We start from the raw sequence: 20,068 nt of genomic DNA, 5'->3' as shown, positions 1-20,068 counted from the left end.
GAAGCAAAGGAGACAACCATGCAACGAGCCTCTATCCGCGGCGGCGCCGCCGCCCTCCTGCTGTGCGCAGCGCCGGCGGCCTGGGCGGCCGAGCCGATCAAAGTGGGCTTCATGCTGCCCTACAGCGGCACCTATGCCGCGCTGGGCCAGGCCATCGAGAACGGCTTCCGCCTGTACGTGTCGGAACAAGGCGGAAAGCTGGGCGGGCGCGAGATCCAGTTCTTCAAGGTGGACGACGAATCCAACCCCGCCAAGGCGCCGGAGAACGCCAACCGCCTGATCAAGCGCGACGCGGTCGACGTGGTCATCGGCACGGTGCACTCCGGCGTGGCCATGGCCCTGGCCAAGGCCGCCAAGGACAGCGACACCACGCTGATCGTGGCCAACGCAGGGGCCGGCGCCATTACCGGCCCGCTGTGCAGCCCAGGCATCTTCCGCACGTCGTTCACCAACTGGCAGCCGGCCTATGCCATGGGCCCGGTGGCCGCGAAGAAGGGCCACAAGACCGCCATCACCGTCACCTGGAAATACGCCGCGGGCGAAGAAGCCGCCACGGGTTTCCGGGAAGGCTTCGAGCAGGCCGGCGGCAAGGTGGTGAAGGAACTCACCGTGCCCTTTCCCAATGTGGAGTTCCAGTCCATGCTGACCGAGATCGCCGCAGCCAGGCCCGACATGGTGTTCGCCTTCTTCGCCGGCGGCGGCGCGGTGAAATTCGTGCAGGACTACCACGCGGCCGGGCTGGGCAAGACCATTCCGCTGTACGGGTCGGGTTTCCTCACCGACGGCACGCTCAAGGCCCAGGGCGATGCCGCGCAGGGCCTGCTGACCACGCTGCACTACGCCGACGGCCTGGACAACCCGCGTGACCGGGCGTTCCGCGCCGCCTACGGCAAGGCCTACGACATGGTGCCCGACGTGTACGCGGTGCAGGGCTACGACGCGGCGCAGCTGATGCAGGCGGGCCTGGCGGCGGTGGACGGCGACGCCGGCAAGAAGGAGGCGTTCCGCAAGGCCATGCGCAGCGCCACCATCGACAGCCCGCGCGGCCCGTTCACGCTGGCACCGTCGGGCAACCCGGTGCAGGACATCTACCTGCGCGAAGTGCGCGGGCTGGAGAACGTGTCGCTGGGCGTGGCCGTGAGCAAGCTGGCCGACCCCGCGCGCGGCTGCAAGCTCTGACAACCCCATACCGACGGAGCCGGCATGGACGCCACCGTATTCCTGATCCAGTGCCTCAACGCCTTCCAGTACGGCCTGCTGCTGTTCCTGGTGGCGAGCGGGCTGACGCTGATCTTCGGCATCATGGGCGTCATCAACCTGGCCCACGGCAGCTTCTACATGATCGGCGCCTACATGGCCTTCGCGCTGGGGCCCTGGGTCGAACGCGAGCTGGGCGGCGGCTTCCTGCTCACGCTGGCGGTGTGCGTGACGGCCGCCGCCCTGCTGGGCTACGTGCTGGAGCTGGCGTTCTTCAGCTACCTGTATCGGCGCGATCATCTGCAGCAGGTGCTCATGACCTACGGGCTGATCCTGGTGTTCGAGGAATTGCGCAGCCTGCTGGTGGGCAATGACGTGCACGGCGTGTCCGTGCCGGCCTGGCTGCAGGGTAGCGTGTCGCTGGGCGACGTGATGACCTATCCCGTGTACCGTCTGTTCATCTCGGGGGTGGGCCTGGCGGTGGGCCTGCTGCTGTACGGCGTGCTCACGCGCACCCGGCTCGGCATGATGGTGCGCGCGGGCGCCAGCAATCGCGAAATGGCGGGTGCCCTGGGCATAGATATCAACCGCCTCTATCGCCTGGTGTTCGCTGCCGGCGTGGCGCTGGCCGCCCTGGCCGGGGCCATCGCCGCACCGGTATCCTCGGTGTATCCGGGCATGGGCCACGGCGTGCTCATCGTCTGCTTCGTGGTGGTGGTGATAGGCGGCATCGGTTCGATCCGCGGCGCCTTCCTGGCCGCCATGCTGGTCGGCATGGTGGACACCTTCGGCCAGAGCCTGTTCCCGTCCATCGCCGGCATGCTGGTCTACATGCTGATGGCGGCCATTCTGATCTGCAAGCCCGAAGGGCTGTTCAAGCAAGGATGAGCGCCATGCCCCGCCCCGCCGCCTTCCTGCCTGCCGTCGTGCTGCTCGGCCTGGCGCTGCTGCCGGCCTGGGTCGGCGACTACTACGTCGGCCTGGCCCTGAAGATCATGATCTACGCAGTGTTCGCCCTCAGCCTGCAGCTGCTGGTGGGCGGCGCCGGCCTGGTCAGCCTGGGCCACGCCGCCTACTTCGGCATCGGCGCCTACGCCGCGGCGCTGCTCACGCCCGACAGCGGCCCCGCATCGCTGTGGTGGCTGCTGCCCGCCGCGCTGGGCGCCGCCGCCCTGTACGCGCTGGCGACCGGCGCGCTGGCGCTGCGGACCCGCGGCGTGTACTTCATCATGGTCACGCTGGCCTTCTCGCAGATGGCCTACTACGTGTTCCACGACACCGACTTCGGCGGCGGATCCGACGGCGTCTACCTGTACTTCCGGCCCGAGGCGGCGCTGGGCGGCTGGCCGGGCCCGGACCTGGGCTCGGAGGGCGTCTTCTACGGCTTCGTGCTGGCCTGTCTGGCACTGGTGTGGCTGTTCCTCGCCATGCTGTACCGCTCGCCGTTCGGCGCGGCATTGGCGGGGATCCGCATCAACGAGCAGCGCATGCGTGCCGCCGGCTACGCCACCTACCCATACAAGCTGGTGGCCTACGTGCTGGGCGGCACGCTGGCCGGCCTGGCGGGTTTTCTCTACGCCCTGAAGGACGGCTTCGTCACGCCGGAGCTGCTGGCCTGGGAACAGTCCGGCCTGGTGCTGCTGATGGTGATCCTCGGCGGCATGGCGCGCCTGGGCGGGGCCGTGGCGGGCGCGGCCGCGCTGGTCCTGCTGCAGGAACTGTTCCAGGCCGAACAGATTTTCGGTAGCTACGCCCAGCACTGGCACCTGCCGCTGGGGCTGTCCGTCATCGTGCTGGTGGCCCTGCTGCCCGACGGCCTCACCGGCCTGTCATGGCGCCGGCGTGTCCCGCCGCCGCAGCCCGCGGAAACCGGCGCCGCCGCGCCGGTCCACGGCGCGCCTGCCCTGCCCGCCAACGGAGGTCAACATGGGTGAACCCCTGCTGCAGGCGCACGGCATCGTGCGCCGCTTCGGCGGTCTGGTGGCCGTCAGCGACATATCGCTGGACCTGCGTCGCGGCGAGATACATGCCGTGATCGGCACCAACGGCGCCGGCAAGTCGACCCTGATCAACATTCTTTCCGGCGAGCTCGCTCCCACGGGCGGCACGGTGATGCTGGACGGCCGCGACGTGACCGAATGGCGGCAGCCGCGCCGCGCCCGCGCCGGGCTGGGGCGCACCTATCAGCGCTCCACCCTGTTTCCCGAGCTCAGCGTGCACGAGAATTGCCGGCTTGCCGCCCAGGCCGCGCGGCAGCGCTTCTGGCAATGGTGGCGCGACGCGCGGAACTGCCCGCACTGCGGGCCGGCTGCCGAACGCGCACTCGAGTCCACCGGGCTTGCCGCCGACGCGTCGCGCAAGGCCGGCGAACTGCCGCACGGCCGCAAGCGGCAGCTGGAGATCGCCATGTGCCTGGCCGGCGCGCCGCAGGTGCTCCTGCTGGACGAGCCGCTGGCCGGCATGGGCCCCGAGGAAACCGACCGCGTGCTGGCATTGCTGGAGTCGCTGCGGCACGACCACGCCATCCTGCTGGTCGAACACGACATGGACGCGGTGTTCCGCGTGGCTGACCGCATCACCGTGATGGTCAACGGCAGTACCATCGCCCACGGCACCCCGCAGGAGATCCGCACCAACGCGGAGGTGCAGACCGCCTACCTGGGAGCCGAAGCATGACGCCGCTGATCGAGGCGCGCGGCCTGCACGCCTACTACGGCGCCAGCCACGTGCTGCGCGGCGTGGACCTGCGGGTGCTGCCGGGCGAATCCATCGGCCTGGTGGGCCGCAACGGCATGGGCAAGACCACGCTGATCCGCACGCTGCTGGGCCTGCTGAAGCCTGCCCGCGGCAGCGTGCAGGTGCGCGGGCGCGACTGCACCCGCGCGGCGCCGCACGCCATCGCGCGCCTGGGCGTGGCCTACGTGCCCGAGGGCCGCGGCATCTTCCCCAATCTCAGTGTGCGCGAAAACCTGCTGGTCGCCGCGCGGTCCGGCCGTGGCGCGCGCCCGGACTGGACCTGCGAGCGCGTGCTGGATACCTTCCCGCGGCTGCGCGAGCGGCTTTCGCATGGCGGCCAGCAACTGTCCGGCGGCGAGCAGCAGATGCTCGCCATAGGCCGCGCGCTAATGACGAATCCCGAACTGCTGGTATTGGACGAGGCCACCGAGGGGCTGGCGCCGCGCATCGTGGCAGAGATCTGGCAGATCATCGGCCTGATCCGCGCCACCGGCATGTCCACCCTCATCGTGGACCGCAACTTCCGGGCCGTGCTGGCCCATACGGACCGTTGCCTCGTCATGGAGAAAGGCTGCCTGGTTCGGGAGGGGGACAGCGCCGGCCTCGCGTGCCAGCCGGAACTGCTGGCACGCCACCTGGGGGTATGAGCCGGTCCGCGCACCGGCTGGCGACGCGCGCCGCAAGTTCAGCTTTCGGCGTCGGTGGTCCGCGTACGCCGGGTGCGGGCGGCCGTCTTGCGCGGCGCGCGCCGCGGCTTGGCAGGCGCGGCTTCGGGCTGCGCCTCGGCAGCCGGGGCAGGCTCCGGCTCGGGTGCCGCCGTGGCTGGCGTGTCTTCGGGCATCGGCGCGGGCGTGGCTGCCGCCGGCTCGGCGCTTTCCGCCTTGCGGGTGCGGCTGCGGCGACGCGCCGGCGCAGGAGGCGGCGCCGGCTCCGGTGCCGCCTCCGCAGCGGACTCCAGGCCCAGTTCGGGTTCCGGCGATTCCGCGGACATGTCCTGCGGCTCCTGCGCCTCGGGCAGAACAGAGGACGCCGTCTTGCGTCCGCCGCGCCGGCCGCGTCCCTCCTGAGGCCTGGCCACCGGCTCCGCCGCCGGCTGGCCGGGCGTGCTGCGGTACACGTACGCGCCTGACTTCTCGTCGCGCCCGAACTCCAGCAGGCCCCGCGCCTGCGCCTCTTCCAGCAGGTTGCCGAAGGTCTTGAAGCCGTAGTAGGACTCGGAAAAATCCGGGCGGCGGCGCTTCAGCGCTTCCTTGAGCACCGAAGCCCAGATCTTGCCGCCATCGCCGCGGTCGGAGATCAGCGCCTCGAACGTCTCGGCGACCATGTGGATGGCGCGGTCGCGCCTGGCGTCGATCTCTTCCTTGCGCCGCTTCTCCTCGGCAGGGGTGCGCCGCGGCTGCTGCGCGGGCGGCGCCGAGCGCGACTCGGTGCGCTGGCGGTCGCGCACGAGGTCGTCGTAGAAGATGAACTCGTCGCAGTTGGCGATGAGCAGGTCCGAGGTGGACTGCTTCACGCCCACGCCGATCACCTGCTTGGCGTTCTCGCGCAGCTTGGACACCAGCGGCGAAAAATCGGAATCGCCGCTGATGATGACGAAGGTGTCGACGTGCGACTTCGTATAGCAGAAGTCCAGCGCATCCACCACCAGGCGGATGTCGGCCGAGTTCTTGCCCGACTGGCGCACGTGCGGGATTTCTATCAGCTCGAAATTGGCCTCGTGCATGGCGGCCTTGAAGTCCTTGTAGCGATCCCAGTCGCAATAGGCCTTCTTGACCACGATGCTGCCCTTGAGCAGCAGGCGTTCCAGCACCAGCCGGATGTCGAACTTCTGGTATTTGGCGTCGCGCACGCCCAGTGCGACGTTTTCGAAGTCGCAATAGATGGCCATGCTGACGCTGTCTTGATTGAGGCTCATGAGGCGGAATCTCCGGAATATGGCCGCCATGATCGCACGACCGGCCGCAGGCGAGGTACCCCGGGTGGCGGGCTACGCCCGATAACCCGGGGTTTTCCGCCGTTTTCCGGCAGATTGCGCCGGCAGCCCGCTGACTAGAATCTGCGGGTCCGACCGTCCTGCGGCCGCGCAGGCTCCCCGCCCGCGGCGCTACACCGGCTGCCCTCCATGAATCCTTCCACCCTCATCGGCCTCGCCGTCGGCGTCCTCACCCTGGTCCTGGTGGCCGCCTCGTCGCGCGTCGACGCCCTGGCCTACGTCAACCTGCCCGGCCTGGCCATCGTGATCGGCGGCACCTGCGCCGCCCTCTTCATCAGCTACCCGCTGCGCGAGATCCGCCGCGTGTTCCGCCTGGTGCGCACGGTATTCCGCAACGACCAGCCCGACAGCCAGCGCGACATCGACGAGCTCGTCGCCATGGCCCAGCTGTGGATGAACGACGACGTGCACAAGGTGGAGGAAGCCCTGCGCAAGGTGGCCAACCCCTTCCTGCGCACCGGCGTGCAGCTCGTCATCGACCACACTCCCGAAGACCAGATCATCGAGCTGCTGCAATGGCGCATCGCCCGGATGCGCGCGCGCGAACAGGCCGAGGCGCAGATGTTCCGCGTCATGGCCAGCCTCGCGCCGGCCTTCGGCATGCTGGGCACGCTCGTGGGCCTGATCAACCTCATGACCGTGCTGGGCAACGGCGACATGCAGGTCATCGGCCAGCACCTGGCCGTGGCCCTCATGACCACCTTCTACGGCCTGCTGCTGGCCAACCTGGTGTGCAAGCCCATTGCCGTCAAGCTCGAGCGCCGCACCGAACAGCGCATCGTGCTGCTCAACATGGTGCTGCAGGGCATCGCCATGATGTGCGAGAAGCGCGGCCCCGCCATGCTGCGCGAGACGCTCAACTCCTTCATGCTGCACGTCGAAGACGAGGTGCACGACGGCGGCCTCGAGCCTGCCGCCAAGCCGGCTACGCAGAACGGTGCCCAGACCGCCGGCAAGCCTGACCGCGCCGCCGCGGGTGTCGACCCCGTCCGCGCCACCCTGGCCGGTTCCGTCTTCAAGCCCGCCGCCGCCCGCCAATGAGCGCCACCGCCACAACGCTGGCCGACCTAGTCGCGCAGCGCCGTGAACAGGCGCAGCGCAGGCGCTCTCCTCGTCGCCAGCTGCAGCAGGCGGGCCGCTTCGCGCGCTGGCACATGCCCGAGGGCGTCGAGCGCGAGCCCGACAGCTGGCTGCTCACCTACCTCGACATGCTGACCCTGCTTCTGGCGCTGCTCGTCGTGCTGCTGGGGCTGTCGCGCATGGGCTGGCCCATGGGCGGCGATGCAGCGCCCGTCCTGGTGGGTTCCGTGGCCGGCCGGGGCCTGCCCGCCTACGAGGGCCCCTACGCCAGCTTCGACGCGCCGCACATCCCCGCCGAATGGGCGCGCCTGGCGCTGCCCGGCGAGCTGCCTCCGGCCCATCCCGCCGACGTGGGCCCGCTGCCGCGTGCCCAGACCCTGGCCCTGGCAGCCGCTGCCCGGGCAGCGGAAGGTGCGCCGGCCGACGCGCCCATGGTGCCGCTCATCCAGCCGCCGTCCGCCGAGGAACTCGGCCTGGCCGACCTGGGCGACGCCGTGGACGTGGTCATCAACGAACAGTCCATCAGCTTCCGCATCAGCAACGAACTGCTCTTTCCTTCCGGCCAGGCCACCCTCAGCCCCGCCGGCCTGGACGTGGTCCAGCGCCTGGCCAAGGTGGTGGGCCGCAGCACGCACCCGCTGTCCGTCGAAGGCCACAGCGACCCGGTTCCCATCCAGACCCGCCAGTTCCCCTCGAACTGGGAGCTCTCCACCAGCCGCGCCACCAGCGTGCTGCGGCAGCTGGTGCGCGACGGCGTGGACGCAGGCCGCCTGCGCGCCGTGGGCTATGCCGACACCCGGCCCATCGCCTCGAACGATACGGCCGAAGGCCGCGCGGCCAACCGGCGGGTGGAGCTGATCATGGAGATTTCCCCGCAGGCCGGGGAGAACCGTCGAAAAGACCCGGCGGCTTGAGCCGAAGCGGGAAATCGGGAAGCAGGATCGCGCCGGCCGTTGCGCCGTTGCGGCGTCAGCCCGCGGCCTTGCGCTGGCGGAACGTGGCGACCTTGTGACGGTTCCCGCACAGTCCCATGCTGCACCACCGGCGCCGGCGTGACTTCGATCTGTCCATGAACCACAGCGTGCAGGCAGGATTCTCGCAACGCTTGACAAGCTCGAGCCCCTCTCCGGCCAGCAGGCGTGCCGCCGCCTCCACGACCGGCGCCAGCAGCGCAGCGGCCTCTTCGCCGCCATAGACGCGCTGCAGCGCGGGACGCCCCGCCGCCATGTGTGCCGCCAGCACGGATGGCGAGCGCGACAACAGACCGTTCAGCACAGCCAGGTCGAAACTGCCCGTCTCCGTGCGCGCCTCGAGCAGGCCGCGCAACTGTTCGCGCAGCACGCGTGCCGCCGCCAGCAGCCCCCGGGGAGGCCGCTCCGGCAACGCCACCGCCGGATCGATCGTCCGGCGCAGCCACGCCAGGACATCGCGGTCCGTCTCCCAGCGCTCCACAGGATTCCCGTCGACCGTCATGACCGTATTGATCAGGTCGAGCGCCGGGTGGTCTCCGTGCAAGTCGATCGTGGCGCCCGCCGATTCCTCGCTCATCTCCGCCTCGCGTAACCGTTAAAAATCATGTTGACAGGTTATCAGGTTCCGCTACACTTTGCCTGAGTAACCTATAAAACTAAGTTTATATGGTTTCACGTCCATCGCCTCTTTACCCTCCTTCCCACCGTAGCCAGGAATACGCCATGCCCGCCGCCACCCCCGCTCCCCGCGCCGCCTACCGCACCGTCTCCGCCGACGGAATCGACGTCTTCTACCGGGAAGCCGGCCCGCAGGACGCTCCCGTCCTGCTGCTGCTGCACGGCTTCGCCGCCTCGTCGCACATGTTCCGCGACCTCATCCCGCTGCTGGCCACCCGATACCGCCTCATTGCACCGGACCTGCCGGGCTTCGGCTTCACCGTCGTGCCGGCCGAACGCAACTACGCATACACCTTCGACAACCTCGCCTCGACCATGGCGGCGTTCGTCGAGGCCCTGGGCCTGGAGAAGTACGCCCTCTACGTGTTCGACTACGGTGCGCCGGCCGGCCTGCGCCTGGCTGCCGCCCACCCGGAACGGGTGACCGCCCTGGTGTCGCAGAACGGAAACGCCTACCTGGAAGGCCTGGGCGACGCATGGGCGCCCATCCGGCAATACTGGGCGCAGCCGACCGCCGGGAACCGCGACCAGGTCCGCGCCTTCCTGAACCTGGAAGGGATCAAGTGGCAGTACCTGCACGGCGTGGACGATCCGTCCAGGATCGCCCCCGAGGCCTATCACCTGGCCGCCGCCCTGCTCGAGCAGCCGGGCAATCGGGAAATCCAGCTGGACCTCTTCCTCGACTATGCGTCGAACCTGGAGAAGTACCCCGTCTTCCAGCAGTTCTTCCGGACGGCGCAGGTGCCCACGCTGGTGATCTGGGGCAGGAACGATCCGTTCTTCATCCCGCCCGGGGCGCAGGCGTTCCTGCGGGATAATCCACGCGCGCGCGTCCGGTTGCTGGACACCGGCCACTTCGCGCTGGAGACCCATGTGGACGTGATCGCGGCCGAGATCCACGAACTGCTGTCAGCCGTGGACCAGGCCGGCAGGCCCGGCGCAAAAAAAGACCCGGCATAGTGAGCCGGCCCCGGAGGCCGGATTTCGTCCAGCTTCGGGGGCCGGCTCACCGGGTCTGCAGGTCTGTGGGTCTGCGGGCCTGTCCGGGGCCGTCTACGTCAACCGATCGTCATCAGGCTGGCGTTGCCGCCTGCCGCCGCCGTGTTCACGCTGATGGCGCACTCGTTCAGCAGGCGATCCGACACATAGGCCGCGCCTGCGGCCACGGCGTCGGACGTCAGGCCCTGCACCGACACGATGGGGCCCGGCCGGGCCGCCACGCGGCGGTTCAGTTCGCGCAGCGCATCGCCGTCGCCCTCGAACATCACGGCGCCGTACGAGGCCGTGTCGATCTCGGCGTCAGGCACGAGCGTGACGCGCTGGCGGGCCTGCGCATCCAGTGCGCCGTGCCAGGCGCGCGTCGCGGCGTTGTCCACCAGCATCAGGACATTGCCGGTGAGCTGCGCGGCGGCCCACTGGGCCTGCGCGCCGGCCGCCGTGGCGGCCACGCCCAGGACGGCCCCGCGCGGCTGCAGCCGGTAGGTATTGGACTCGCCGGTGGGCCCGGGCAGCGCCAGCACCAGCGGCTCGCCGCGCATGCCGTCGGCCCACGCCGGCAGACTGGCCGGGCGCACCGCCAGCAGACGGTACAGATAGAGCGGCCCGCCCGCCTTGGGGCCGGTGCCCGAGAGCCCTTCCCCGCCGAACGGCTGCACGCCCACCACCGCGCCCACGATGTTGCGGTTCACGTACATGTTGCCGGCATGCACGCGCGAGGTGACATGGGCGATGGTCTCATCGATGCGCGTGTGCACCCCGAACGTGAGCCCGTAGCCCGTGGCGTTGATCTGGTCGATCATGCTGTCGAGCTCGTCGCGCGCATAGCGCAGCACGTGCAGCACGGGGCCGAACACTTCGCGGGTCAGCTCGCTGAGGCTGGATATCTCGATCAGCGTGGGCGGCACGAAAGTGCCGTAGCGGCAGTTCGGGTCCATCTCGACCTGGTCGACGCGATGCCCTGCCTTGCGCATGGCCTCGATGTGCCGCAGGATGCCGTCGCGCGCTTCCGCGTCGATGACCGGCCCGACGTCGGTGGACAGCATGTCGGGGTTGCCCACGCGCAGTTCGCGCATGGCTCCGCGCACCATGGCAAGTACGTGATCTGCACTGTCTTCCTGCAGGCACAGCACGCGCAGCGCCGAACAGCGCTGCCCGGCCGAATCGTAGGCCGAGCTCAGCACATCGAACACCACCTGCTCGGCCAGCGCGGAAGAATCGACGATCATGGCGTTCTGTCCGCCGGTTTCCGCGATCAGCGGGATCGTGTGGCCGTTGTCGTCCAGCCTGTCGGCCAGGGCACGGGCGATGATGCGGGCCACGTCGGTCGAACCGGTGAACATCACGCCGTGCACGCCGGCGCTGGCAACCAGCGCGGCGCCCACGGTCTCGCCGCGGCCCGGCACCATCTGCACGGCGCCCGGCGGCACGCCCGCCTCGCGCAGGATCTGCACGGCCTGCGCGGCGATCAGGGAAGTCTGCTCGGCCGGCTTGGCAATGACGGTGTTGCCCGCCGCCAGCGCAGCCGCGACCTGCCCCGTGAAGATGGCCAGCGGGAAATTCCAGGGGCTGATGCACAGCACCGTGCCCAGGGGACGATGCGTGTCGTTGCTGAACTCGCGCTCGACCTGGTCGGCGTAGTAGCGCAGGAAATCCACGGCCTCGCGCACTTCCGCGATGGCATTGGGCAGCGACTTGCCGGCCTCGCGCACGATCAGGCCCAGCAGGCCCTGCATGCGCTCCTCCAGCAGCTGCGCCGCGCGGCGCAGGCAGCGTGCGCGGTCCTCCACCGGCGTGGATTGCCAGATCGGCGCCGCATTGGCGGCATGACGCAGCGCGGCCGCCACGTCGTCGTCGCCGGCCTCCAGCACGCGGCCCACCACGTCGCGATGATCGGCCGGGTTGCGCACGTCGACGGCGCGCGCCTCGTCCCAGGCCGCGTCCTCGCCCAGCATGGGGCCCGCGCGCCAGGGCGTGGCCGCGCTCGCCAGCAGCGCCGCGGCGAGCGAGCTCAGGCGATGCTCATTGGTGAGGTCCAGGCCCGCCGAATTGAGGCGCGCGCCGGCGTCGGCGCGGCCATAGAGTTCGCGCGGCGACGGGATCTTCTCGTGCGGCGCGCCCAGCGGCACGATGCGGGAGGCGGCCTCGACCGGGTCGGCGATCAGTTGCTCCACCGGCACGCTCTCGTCGCCTATCAGATTGACGAACGAGGTGTTGGCGCCGTTCTCCAGCAGGCGCCGCACCAGGTAGGCCAGCAGCGTCTCGTGCGTGCCGACCGGCGCATAGATGCGGCAGGGACGGTTCAGCTTGCCCTGCGCCAGCGGCCCCACCACTTCCTCGTACAACGGCTCGCCCATGCCGTGCAGGCACTGGAATTCGTACTGGCCGGGGTAATAGTTCTGGCCGGCCAGGTGATAGATGGCCGACAGCGTGTAGGCGTTGTGGGTGGCGAACTGCGGATACACCGCCTCGGGCGCGTCCAGCAGCCTGCGTGCGCAGGCCAGGTAGGACACGTCGGTGTAGATCTTGCGGGTATAGACCGGATAATCTTCCAGCCCCTCGACCTGGGCACGCTTGATCTCGGTGTCCCAGTATGCGCCCTTCACCAGGCGCACCATGATGCGATGGCGGCTGCGGCGCGCCAGGTCGATCACGTAGTCGATGACGAAGGGCGCGCGCTTCTGGTAGGCCTGGATCACGAAGCCGATGCCGTTCCAGCCCTCGAGTTCGGGCGTATGGCACAGCGCCTCGAGCAGGTCCAGCGAGATCTCCAGGCGATCGGCCTCTTCCGCATCGATGTTCAGGCCGATGTCGTAGCTGCGCGCCAGGATCGCCAGCGTCCGCACCCGCGGCAGCAGCTCGTTCATGACGCGGTCGCGCTGGGCGCGGCTGTAGCGCGGATGCAGGGCCGACAGCTTGATCGAGATGCCCGGGCCTTCGTAGATGCCGCGGCCGGCGGCGGCCTTGCCGATCGCGTGGATGGCCTGCTCGTACGAGGCGTAGTAGCGCTGCGCGTCTTCGGCCGTGGTGGCGGCCTCGCCCAGCATGTCGTAGGAATAGCGGAAGCCCTTGGCCTCCATCTTGCGGTTGTTGGCCAGCGCCTCCGAAATGGTCTGCCCCGAGACGAACTGCTCGCCCATCATCCGCATGGCCAGGTTCACGCCCTTGCGCACCAGCGGCTCGCCGCCCTTGCCGATGAGCCGCGTGAGCGCCTTGGACAGCGACTGCTCGCTGTTCACCGCCACCAGCTTGCCGGTGAGCATCAGCCCCCAGGTGGCCGCGTTGACGAACAGCGACTGCTTGCCACCCAGGTGCGAGCGCCAGTCGCCGCGCGCGACCTTGTCGCGGATCAGCGCATCGCGCGTGGCCCGGTCGGGAATGCGCAGCAGCGCCTCGGCCAGGCACATCAGGGCCACGCCTTCCTGGCTGGAGAGCGAGAACTCCTGGATCAGGCCCTCGACCCCGCCGCCCTTGCGCTTGCCGCGCAGGGTCTGCACCAGGCCCTTGGCCAGGGCGTGGATCTTCTCCAGCTGGGGCATGCGCGCCTGCCCCAGCAGCAGGGGCACGCACTCGGGTTCGGGCCGGCGGTAGGCCGCCGTGATGGCGGCGCGCAGCACCGACTGCGGCTGCACGTCCTGGCCGAACTCGAAGAACGGCGGCGTCGGGGCCGGGGCAGGCCCGGCCTCGCCCTCTTCGCCCTCGGCCTCGTCCTGGCCCAGATGGGCCATCTCGGCCGGCAGCTGCCCGCGCTCTATCCTCTCGAGATACGACAGCAACGCCTGCTTGTGCAGCCAGTGCGGCGTGCAGTTGAGTTTTTCGGCGGCCGTTTTCAGGCGCTGCCGCAAGGCTTCGTCGACCTTGACGCCCAGGGTGGTGGTGACCATGACGGATGGACCCGATACAAGAATGGGAAGGGCCGGGCAGGACGCCCGGAGTTAACCAGAATTCTAGATCGGTTTTACCACAACCGGAATGATGGTTAACCTTTAAGGGTTTACCCTTTAAATTGAGTACAACCCAGAAGTTGCACTCCCGCCTCTGCAGCCCGGGCTTCCGTTCCATTTGCCGCCACGGCAGAGGCGATGGTCCGGCCCAGCTGGCGCACCGCCTGCTGTTGTGCTTCCACCACACTGGCCACGGTCGGGGCGGCAGCGGCCGTTTCCACGCGCGTGCGGCACAGCAGGCCGCCCCGTTCCGCCCTTTCGCCCCCCACCGGGCGTACGCGCCATGTGGCATCGAGCACGATGGGGCCCGCTAGGGTGGCATCGAAGCGCTGCACGTCTGCCTGCACCCGCCAGACCTGGGTACCGGGCGGAGGTTGCACCACCTGGACATCGGGTACGCCCAGCTCGCGCGTCAGCACGTCGGACAGCGCGCTGCGGAATTCGTCTGACAGCGCCGCGCTCCAGCGATCGGAATAGTAGGGCACGAGCTGCCCGGCCCCATCGCGCAGCATGAGCTGGGGCTGGTCCACCTGGCCAGGCACCGACACGGGCACCACGTCGATCATGTAGCTGCGGCCGGCGGCCGGCGGCGCCTCGGCCGACACGGGCGCCACCAGGGTGTAGTAGCGCGCGGGCGGCGAACCGGCGCAACCGGCCAGGGCCGCCGCCAGGGCGCAGGACAGGACGAATACACGCATGCGGGGCTCCATTTATCTTGCTCCATCGGCCGGCGGAACGCCGGGAATCGGATCCGCGCCGCGTCCGCGCAGCAGCGCTTCGGGATTGGCCTGCAGGAAATCCGTCAGCGCGCGCAACGACCGTGCCGCACGGGTGAGCTCCTGCATGGCGCGCTGGGCATTGACCGGCAACGAGGAATCCGAGGCCAGCATGTCGTCCACCTGCTTCAGCGATTCGCGCGCCTGCTTCAGGACCGACCGCGCCTCCGGCGCCAGCTGCTTGTCGATCTGGTTCATCAGGCGCGACATGGTCTTGAGCGTATCGCGCAGGTCGGTGCCGATCTGGTCGAACGGAATCTTCTCCAGCTTGGAGACGATGCTGCTGAGCTGCTCCTGCAACTGGTCGAGCTGGCCGGGCACGGTGGGAATGTCGGCGGGTTGCCCCGGCTCGCCGGGTTCGAAGGTGACCGGCGGCGCGTGCGGGAACGTGTCGAGCACGACATACAGCTGGCCCGTGAGCAGGTTGGCCGTGCGCAGCTGGGCGCGCAGACCATGCCTGATCATGGCGCCGAGCAGCTTGGTGCCGGCCGCATCGCCGTCTGCCTCATAGCGCTCGCGCAGGACATGGTAGACGCGCCCCAGCCGCTCCGGATACAGCGTGGCATCGACGACCGCATAGAAGCGCTTCTTCTCGTTGTCGAAGTCCATGTTGATGGCGGTGACGTTGCCCATCGTGATGCCCTGGAAGTCGACGCCGGCGCCCACCGCCAGGCCGCGTATGGACTGGTCGAAACGCATCCGGATGGGGAACGGTTCGCCCGTGGGGTCGGCCTTGGCCGCGCTTTCGCTGTCGTACAGCTGGAATTGCGCGCCCGGCTCGACGGGCTGGGGTTCGCTTTGCGACGCCGAAACCGACTCGAACGCCACGCCTCCCAGCGCCACGGATATCAACGACTGCGTGCGCAGCTTGAGGCCGTCGGGATTCACCGAGACATCCACCCCGCTGGCATTCCAGAAGCGCGAATGCCGGGTGACGAAGCGGTCGTTCGGCGCGTCGACGAAGATCTCGATATTGACCGATTCCCCGCTTTCGTCCAGCGCATAGCCGATGACGCGGCCCACGCTGATGCGACGGAAATACACGGGGGAACCAATGTCCAGCGAACCGAGGTTGTCGGCCTTGAGCACGAAGCGGCTGCCCTCGCGGTCGTGCGTGACCGCGGGCGGCGTCTCGAGCCCGACGAAATCCAGCTTGGTGGCCCGTTCGGCCTGCTTGTCGTCTTCGGCCGCGTCCATGCCGATATAGGCGCCGGACAGCAGGGTGCCCAGGCCGGACACGCCGGTGAAGCCCACACGCGGGCGCACCACCCAGAAATTCGTGCCCTCGCGCGCCAGGTCCGCCACTTCGCGCGACAGCTCGGCCTTGACCAGGACCTTGCTGCGGTCGTCGTTGAAATGGACGCCCGTGACCACGCCGACGTTCACGTCCCGGTAGCGCAGCTGGGTCTTGCCCACTTCCAGCCCTTCGGCGGTGTTGAACTCGATGGTGATCTCCGGCCCGGTCTGCAGCCACGTGCGCAGCACCAGCGACGCGCTGGCCAGCGCCGCGATGAGCGGCACCAGCCAGATCCATGAAATGCGGCGCTGCCGCGTGCGGGCGACCTCCGGAACGCCGATGGGCGCTGGCTCATCGTTGCGGGACGGGGTGGGATCGTCGGCCATGTATTGAGGCTCCTTGTGCCGGCGGCATCAAATCGTACGGTTGGGGGCGGGTGTTGCCGCGGCCCGTTCCAGGTCCCAGCTGCGCCGGGGGTCGAAGCTCATGGCTGCCAGCATGGTGAGGATCACCACCATCCCGAAGGCCGCCGCGCCTGCGCCCGCGCTGATCGACATGAAGCCCTGGAAGTCGGCGAGCGCAGCCAGCAGGATGACGACGAAGACATCCAGCATGGACCACTGCCCGATGAATTCGACCATCTCGTACAGCCGCGTGGACTGCCGCTGCCCCGACGTGCTGCGCCACTGCACCCTGAGCGCGAGCAGCGCCAGGGCCAGCAGCTTGGTCAGCGGCACCACCACGCTGGCCACGAAGACGATGAGGGCGATGTCCCAGGACCCGCCCTCCCACAGCTCCACCACGCCGCCCAGGATGGTGTGGTCGGTTTCCCCCAGCAGCGTGGAGATGCGCATGACCGGCAGCACGTTGGCGGGAACGTAGAGGATGGCGGCGGCAACCAGCAGCGCCCAGGTCCGCGTCAGGTGATCGGGCTTGCGCACGTGCAGAACGGCGTGGCAGCGCCGGCAATGATGGCGGGCGGCGGGGTCGGCGCCCAGCGTCACGGCCTGCACCTGGCCGCAGGCGTGGCATCCGGCCAGCACCTGCCCCGCTTGCGGGCGGGCGGGCAGGTGCACCGCGACGACGCCGGCGTCTTCGGCGTAGCGCCACAAGGTCTGGGGCGTGAGCCGCCCCAGCATGGTCAGCAGCACCGTCAGCACGGCGAAGCCGGCCAGGCCGATCTCGGGCTGCACGGCAGCCATGCCCGCGAGCTTCACCACCGACACCAGCACGCCCAGCAGGAACACCGGCACCATGCTCCACGGACGCGCCCAGCCCAGGATGCGGATGGCCATGCCCATGCCGGCGGGCACACGGCCCGCCGACAGCGGGCCCAGCACCCACAGCAGCACGAGCAGCTGCAACAGCGGCAGGCCGAAGCCTGCCATGCCGGTCATGAAGGCTACCGCGCCATGGCCCTGATCCCAGGTGATGCGCACCGCATCGAGCAGCGACGCGCGCTGCACCATGCCCTGCACGTTGAGGCTGGCCACCGGATAGGCATTGGCCAGCGCAAACACGATGAGGGCCGAGACAGCAAGCGCGAGCCAGCCCTGCAGGCCCAGGCCCGAATAGCGCCAGAGTACGGTGCCGCAGCGGCTGCAGGTGGCTGTCTCGCCGGGCCCGAGCACGTGCCGGCGATATACGCTGGCGCAGTGCTCGCAGGCAATCAGCGGTTCGCGATCCAAGACTACTCGGCCAGCGCGACTTCCTGCCGGGCCGATGGACCACGCGCGTCGGGATCGTCGAAACGCAGCACGACCTTGTCGTTCTCGTCGACGTCCACCGTGACGTTGCCGCCATCGACCAGCTTGCCGAACAGCAGCTCGTCAGCCAGCGCCCGCCGGATGGTGTCCTGGATGAGCCGCTGCATCGGACGCGCGCCCATGACGGGATCGAAGCCCGCCTTGGCCAGGTGCTCGCGCAGCTTCTCCGTGAACACCGCCGCAACCCGACGCTCGTGCAGCTGGTCTTCGAGCTGCATGAGGAACTTGTCGACCACGCGCAGGATGATGTCGCGCGAGAGCGCGCCGAACGGGATGATGGCATCCAGGCGGTTGCGGAACTCGGGCGTGAACATGCGCCGGATCTCGGCCATTTCGTCGCCGGCGACCCGGCTGTTGGCAAAGCCGATGGAGGGCCGGTTCAGGGTTTCGGCGCCCGCGTTGGTCGTCATGATGATGATGACGTTGCGGAAATCGGCCTTGCGCCCGTTGTTGTCGGTGAGCGTGCCGTGGTCCATGACCTGCAGCAGGATGTTGTAGATGTCGGGGTGGGCCTTCTCGATCTCGTCGAGCAGCAGCACGCAGTGCGGCTGCTTGGTGATGGCCTCGGTGAGCAGCCCGCCCTGGTCGAACCCCACGTATCCCGGCGGCGCGCCGATGAGGCGCGACACGGCATGGCGCTCCATGTATTCCGACATGTCGAAGCGCAGCAGTTCCACGCCCAGCGTGAAGGCGAGCTGGCGCGCGACTTCGGTCTTGCCCACGCCGGTGGGCCCGGAGAACAGGAACGAGCCGATCGGCTTGTCGGGCTTGCCGAGGCCGGACCGCGCCATCTTGATGGCGGCGGCCAGCGCCTCGATGGCCTGCTCCTGCCCGAACACCACGGTCTTGAGGTCGCGCTCGAGCGTGGCCAGCTTGCTGCGGTCGTCGTTGGACACCGATTGCGGCGGGATGCGCGCGATCTTGGAGACGATGGACTCGATCTCGGGCTTGCCGATGACCTTCTTCTGCTTGGAACGCGGCAGCAGGCGCTGCGCCGCGCCGGCCTCGTCGATGACGTCGATGGCCTTGTCGGGCAGGTGGCGGTCGTTGATGTAGCGGGCCGAGAGCTCGGCCGCCGCACTGAGCGCCGCAGCCGAATAGCGCACGTTGTGGTGCTCTTCGAAGCGGCTCTTGAGGCCGCGCAGGATCTGGACGGTCTGCTGGACGCTGGGCTCGGGCACGTCGATCTTCTGGAAGCGACGCGACAGCGCGTGGTCTTTCTCGAAGACCCCGCGGTATTCGTTGTAGGTGGTGGCGCCGATGCACTTGAGCTGCCCCGACGACAGCGCCGGCTTGAGCAGGTTGGACGCATCGAGCGTGCCGCCCGACGCCGAGCCGGCGCCGATCAGGGTGTGGATCTCGTCGATGAACAGGATGGCGTCGGGATTGCCGCGCACCTGCTTGAGCACGCCTTTCAGGCGCTGCTCGAAGTCGCCCCGATACTTGGTTCCGGCCAGCAGCGCGCCCATGTCGAGCGCATAGACCTGCGCCGAGTGCAGCACCTCGGGCACCTCGCCGCGCGTGATGCGCCAGGCCAGGCCCTCGGCGATGGCGGTCTTGCCGACGCCGGCCTCGCCCACCAGGAGCGGGTTGTTCTTGCGGCGGCGGCACAGCACCTGGATGACGCGCTCGACCTCGTGCTCGCGGCCGATCAGCGGATCGATGCGGCCGGCCAGCGCAGCCGCGTTCAGGTCGGTGGCGTACTGGTCGAGGGGAGACTGGCGGGATTCGGCCTGTTCCTCGCCGTTGGGCTGCTGCTCTTTCTGCACGGCGGAGGATTCCTCCTGGGGCTGCTTGGTGATGCCATGGGACAGGAAATTGACCACGTCCAGCCGCGTGATGCCCTGCTGCTGCAGGTAGTAGACGGCGTGGGAGTCCTTCTCGCCGAAGATGGCCACCAGCACGTTGGCGCCGGTGACCGGCTTCTTGCCGGTTCCGCCCGCCGAGACATGCATGATGGCGCGCTGGATCACCCGCTGGAAGCCCAGCGTGGGCTGGGTATCGACCTCGGCGCCGCTCGGGATCACTGGCGTGTTCTCGGTTACGAACTGGCGCAGGTTACGGCGCAAGTCATCCAGATTGGCCGCGCAGGCACGCAGAACTTCGACCGCCGATGCGTTGTCCAGCAGCGACAGCAGGAGGTGCTCTACGGTAATGAATTCATGCCGGGCCGAGCGGGCCTCGACAAACGCCATATGCAGGCTGACTTCAAGCTCTTGGGAAATCACGCTTCCTCCGTAACGCATCGAAGCGGTCAAGTACACGATTCATATTCTATGCCGATCATGGCGTAACGCCAGCGATTTCAAACGCAACATCGGCATACCGTCCCTGGCCGTCCATCATGGTCAGGGTACAACGTCCGTCGCCCCATGGCGACGGCTTGCGCAGGGACCATTCGGACCCTGCGGCCAGGCAAGGAAAGCGGGAAACAGGTGCCGGTTTCCGGCGGGGCGTGCTGCGCGTCCGGCAGCCTGCACATGAGGCAGCGCCACGCCGGCCGGACAACAAGATGTAGTTACCCAGATAGTGCCGTTTCCGTGCAAATCAAGCCCGGGCGGCGCAGCCCCGGATTCTTTCGGCACGTACCGCTTTCCTCCAGCATAACCGATGCGAAACGGCCCTGCCGGCAGGGGCCGGCCGACCTTCCGCGGGCCAGCCGGAACGGCATTCAGGACGATGCAAGGCGCCGTG

General features: G+C 68.9%; 15 protein-coding genes. 8 read left to right on the top strand and 7 right to left on the bottom strand.

The window, feature by feature from the left end; translation table 11 throughout:
- Positions 1 to 18 precede the first annotated feature (18 nt).
- Genes ACYBYQ_RS07995 through ACYBYQ_RS07975 form a run of 5 tightly spaced genes read left to right on the top strand, consistent with a single transcriptional unit; the run spans position 19 to position 4,580 of the window.
- Positions 19 to 1,179: an ABC transporter substrate-binding protein gene (locus tag ACYBYQ_RS07995; RefSeq protein ID WP_459618215.1), complete on the top strand. Its 1,161-nt coding sequence runs from the start codon at positions 19 to 21 to the stop codon at positions 1,177 to 1,179.
- A gap of 24 nt (positions 1,180 to 1,203) precedes the next feature.
- On the top strand, positions 1,204 to 2,085 hold the full coding sequence (locus ACYBYQ_RS07990; protein WP_459618214.1) for a branched-chain amino acid ABC transporter permease: 882 nt from the start codon (positions 1,204 to 1,206) through the stop codon (positions 2,083 to 2,085).
- 5 nt (positions 2,086 to 2,090) lie between these two features.
- Positions 2,091 to 3,131 (top strand): branched-chain amino acid ABC transporter permease, encoded by a 1,041-nt coding sequence (locus tag ACYBYQ_RS07985; RefSeq protein WP_459618213.1) that lies wholly within the window; start codon positions 2,091 to 2,093, stop codon positions 3,129 to 3,131.
- On the top strand, positions 3,124 to 3,873 hold the full coding sequence (locus tag ACYBYQ_RS07980; protein WP_459618212.1) for an ABC transporter ATP-binding protein: 750 nt from the start codon (positions 3,124 to 3,126) through the stop codon (positions 3,871 to 3,873). Before ACYBYQ_RS07985 ends, ACYBYQ_RS07980 begins: the two co-directional genes overlap by 8 nt.
- The gene (locus ACYBYQ_RS07975) at positions 3,870 to 4,580 is read left to right on the top strand and encodes an ABC transporter ATP-binding protein (protein WP_459618211.1); all 711 of its coding nucleotides are present in this window, start codon (positions 3,870 to 3,872) and stop codon (positions 4,578 to 4,580) included. Before ACYBYQ_RS07980 ends, ACYBYQ_RS07975 begins: the two co-directional genes overlap by 4 nt.
- A 38-nt stretch (positions 4,581 to 4,618) precedes the next feature.
- On the opposite strand, the gene ACYBYQ_RS07970 is transcribed toward ACYBYQ_RS07975, so the two are convergent.
- Positions 4,619 to 5,848 (bottom strand): NYN domain-containing protein, encoded by a 1,230-nt coding sequence (locus ACYBYQ_RS07970; protein WP_459618210.1) that lies wholly within the window; start codon positions 5,846 to 5,848, stop codon positions 4,619 to 4,621.
- Between the two features lie 207 nt (positions 5,849 to 6,055).
- Here ACYBYQ_RS07970 and ACYBYQ_RS07965 point away from each other — a divergent pair, with 207 nt between their 5' ends.
- Both ACYBYQ_RS07965 and ACYBYQ_RS07960 read left to right on the top strand, forming a co-directional pair.
- Positions 6,056 to 6,967 (top strand): motility protein A, encoded by a 912-nt coding sequence (locus ACYBYQ_RS07965; RefSeq protein ID WP_459618209.1) that lies wholly within the window; start codon positions 6,056 to 6,058, stop codon positions 6,965 to 6,967.
- Positions 6,964 to 7,920, top strand: a complete 957-nt coding sequence (locus ACYBYQ_RS07960) for an OmpA/MotB family protein (RefSeq protein ID WP_459618208.1) — start codon at positions 6,964 to 6,966, stop codon at positions 7,918 to 7,920. The genes ACYBYQ_RS07965 and ACYBYQ_RS07960 overlap by 4 nt, the downstream gene beginning before the upstream one ends.
- 55 nt (positions 7,921 to 7,975) lie before the next feature.
- On the opposite strand, the gene ACYBYQ_RS07955 is transcribed toward ACYBYQ_RS07960, so the two are convergent.
- Entirely contained in the window at positions 7,976 to 8,554 is a 579-nt protein-coding gene (locus tag ACYBYQ_RS07955) for a CGNR zinc finger domain-containing protein (protein ID WP_459618207.1), read from the bottom strand.
- A gap of 146 nt (positions 8,555 to 8,700) precedes the next feature.
- On the opposite strand from ACYBYQ_RS07955, the gene ACYBYQ_RS07950 reads away from it, so the two are divergent.
- Complete coding sequence (locus tag ACYBYQ_RS07950; RefSeq protein ID WP_459618206.1) at positions 8,701 to 9,615, top strand: alpha/beta fold hydrolase; 915 nt, start codon at positions 8,701 to 8,703, stop codon at positions 9,613 to 9,615.
- A 98-nt stretch (positions 9,616 to 9,713) separates the two neighbouring features.
- Here the strand turns inward: ACYBYQ_RS07950 and putA are convergent, their stop codons facing one another.
- The 5 genes from putA to clpA all read right to left on the bottom strand — a co-directional run bounded on the left by putA (position 9,714) and on the right by clpA (position 19,602).
- Positions 9,714 to 13,535 carry a trifunctional transcriptional regulator/proline dehydrogenase/L-glutamate gamma-semialdehyde dehydrogenase gene (gene putA, locus ACYBYQ_RS07945; RefSeq protein ID WP_459618205.1) on the bottom strand — a complete coding sequence of 1,274 codons (3,822 nt, stop codon included), beginning with the start codon at positions 13,533 to 13,535 and terminating at the stop codon, positions 9,714 to 9,716.
- 110 nt (positions 13,536 to 13,645) lie between these two features.
- Positions 13,646 to 14,293 carry a PqiC family protein gene (locus ACYBYQ_RS07940; RefSeq protein WP_459618204.1) on the bottom strand — a complete coding sequence of 216 codons (648 nt, stop codon included), beginning with the start codon at positions 14,291 to 14,293 and terminating at the stop codon, positions 13,646 to 13,648.
- 12 nt (positions 14,294 to 14,305) lie between these two features.
- Positions 14,306 to 15,994: a PqiB family protein gene (locus ACYBYQ_RS07935; protein WP_459618203.1), complete on the bottom strand. Its 1,689-nt coding sequence runs from the start codon at positions 15,992 to 15,994 to the stop codon at positions 14,306 to 14,308.
- Positions 15,995 to 16,021: 27 nt separating this feature from the next.
- Positions 16,022 to 17,296 carry a paraquat-inducible protein A gene (locus ACYBYQ_RS07930; RefSeq protein WP_459618202.1) on the bottom strand — a complete coding sequence of 425 codons (1,275 nt, stop codon included), beginning with the start codon at positions 17,294 to 17,296 and terminating at the stop codon, positions 16,022 to 16,024.
- 2 nt (positions 17,297 to 17,298) lie between these two features.
- Entirely contained in the window at positions 17,299 to 19,602 is a 2,304-nt protein-coding gene (gene clpA, locus ACYBYQ_RS07925) for an ATP-dependent Clp protease ATP-binding subunit ClpA (protein WP_459618201.1), read from the bottom strand.
- Between the last annotated feature and the right edge of the window lie 466 nt (positions 19,603 to 20,068).

The sequence above is a fragment of the Bordetella sp. 2513F2 genome (assembly GCF_054642735.1).
The sequence above is the reverse complement of the archived record's forward strand: the minus strand, read 5'-3'. Positions and strand labels throughout refer to the sequence as shown.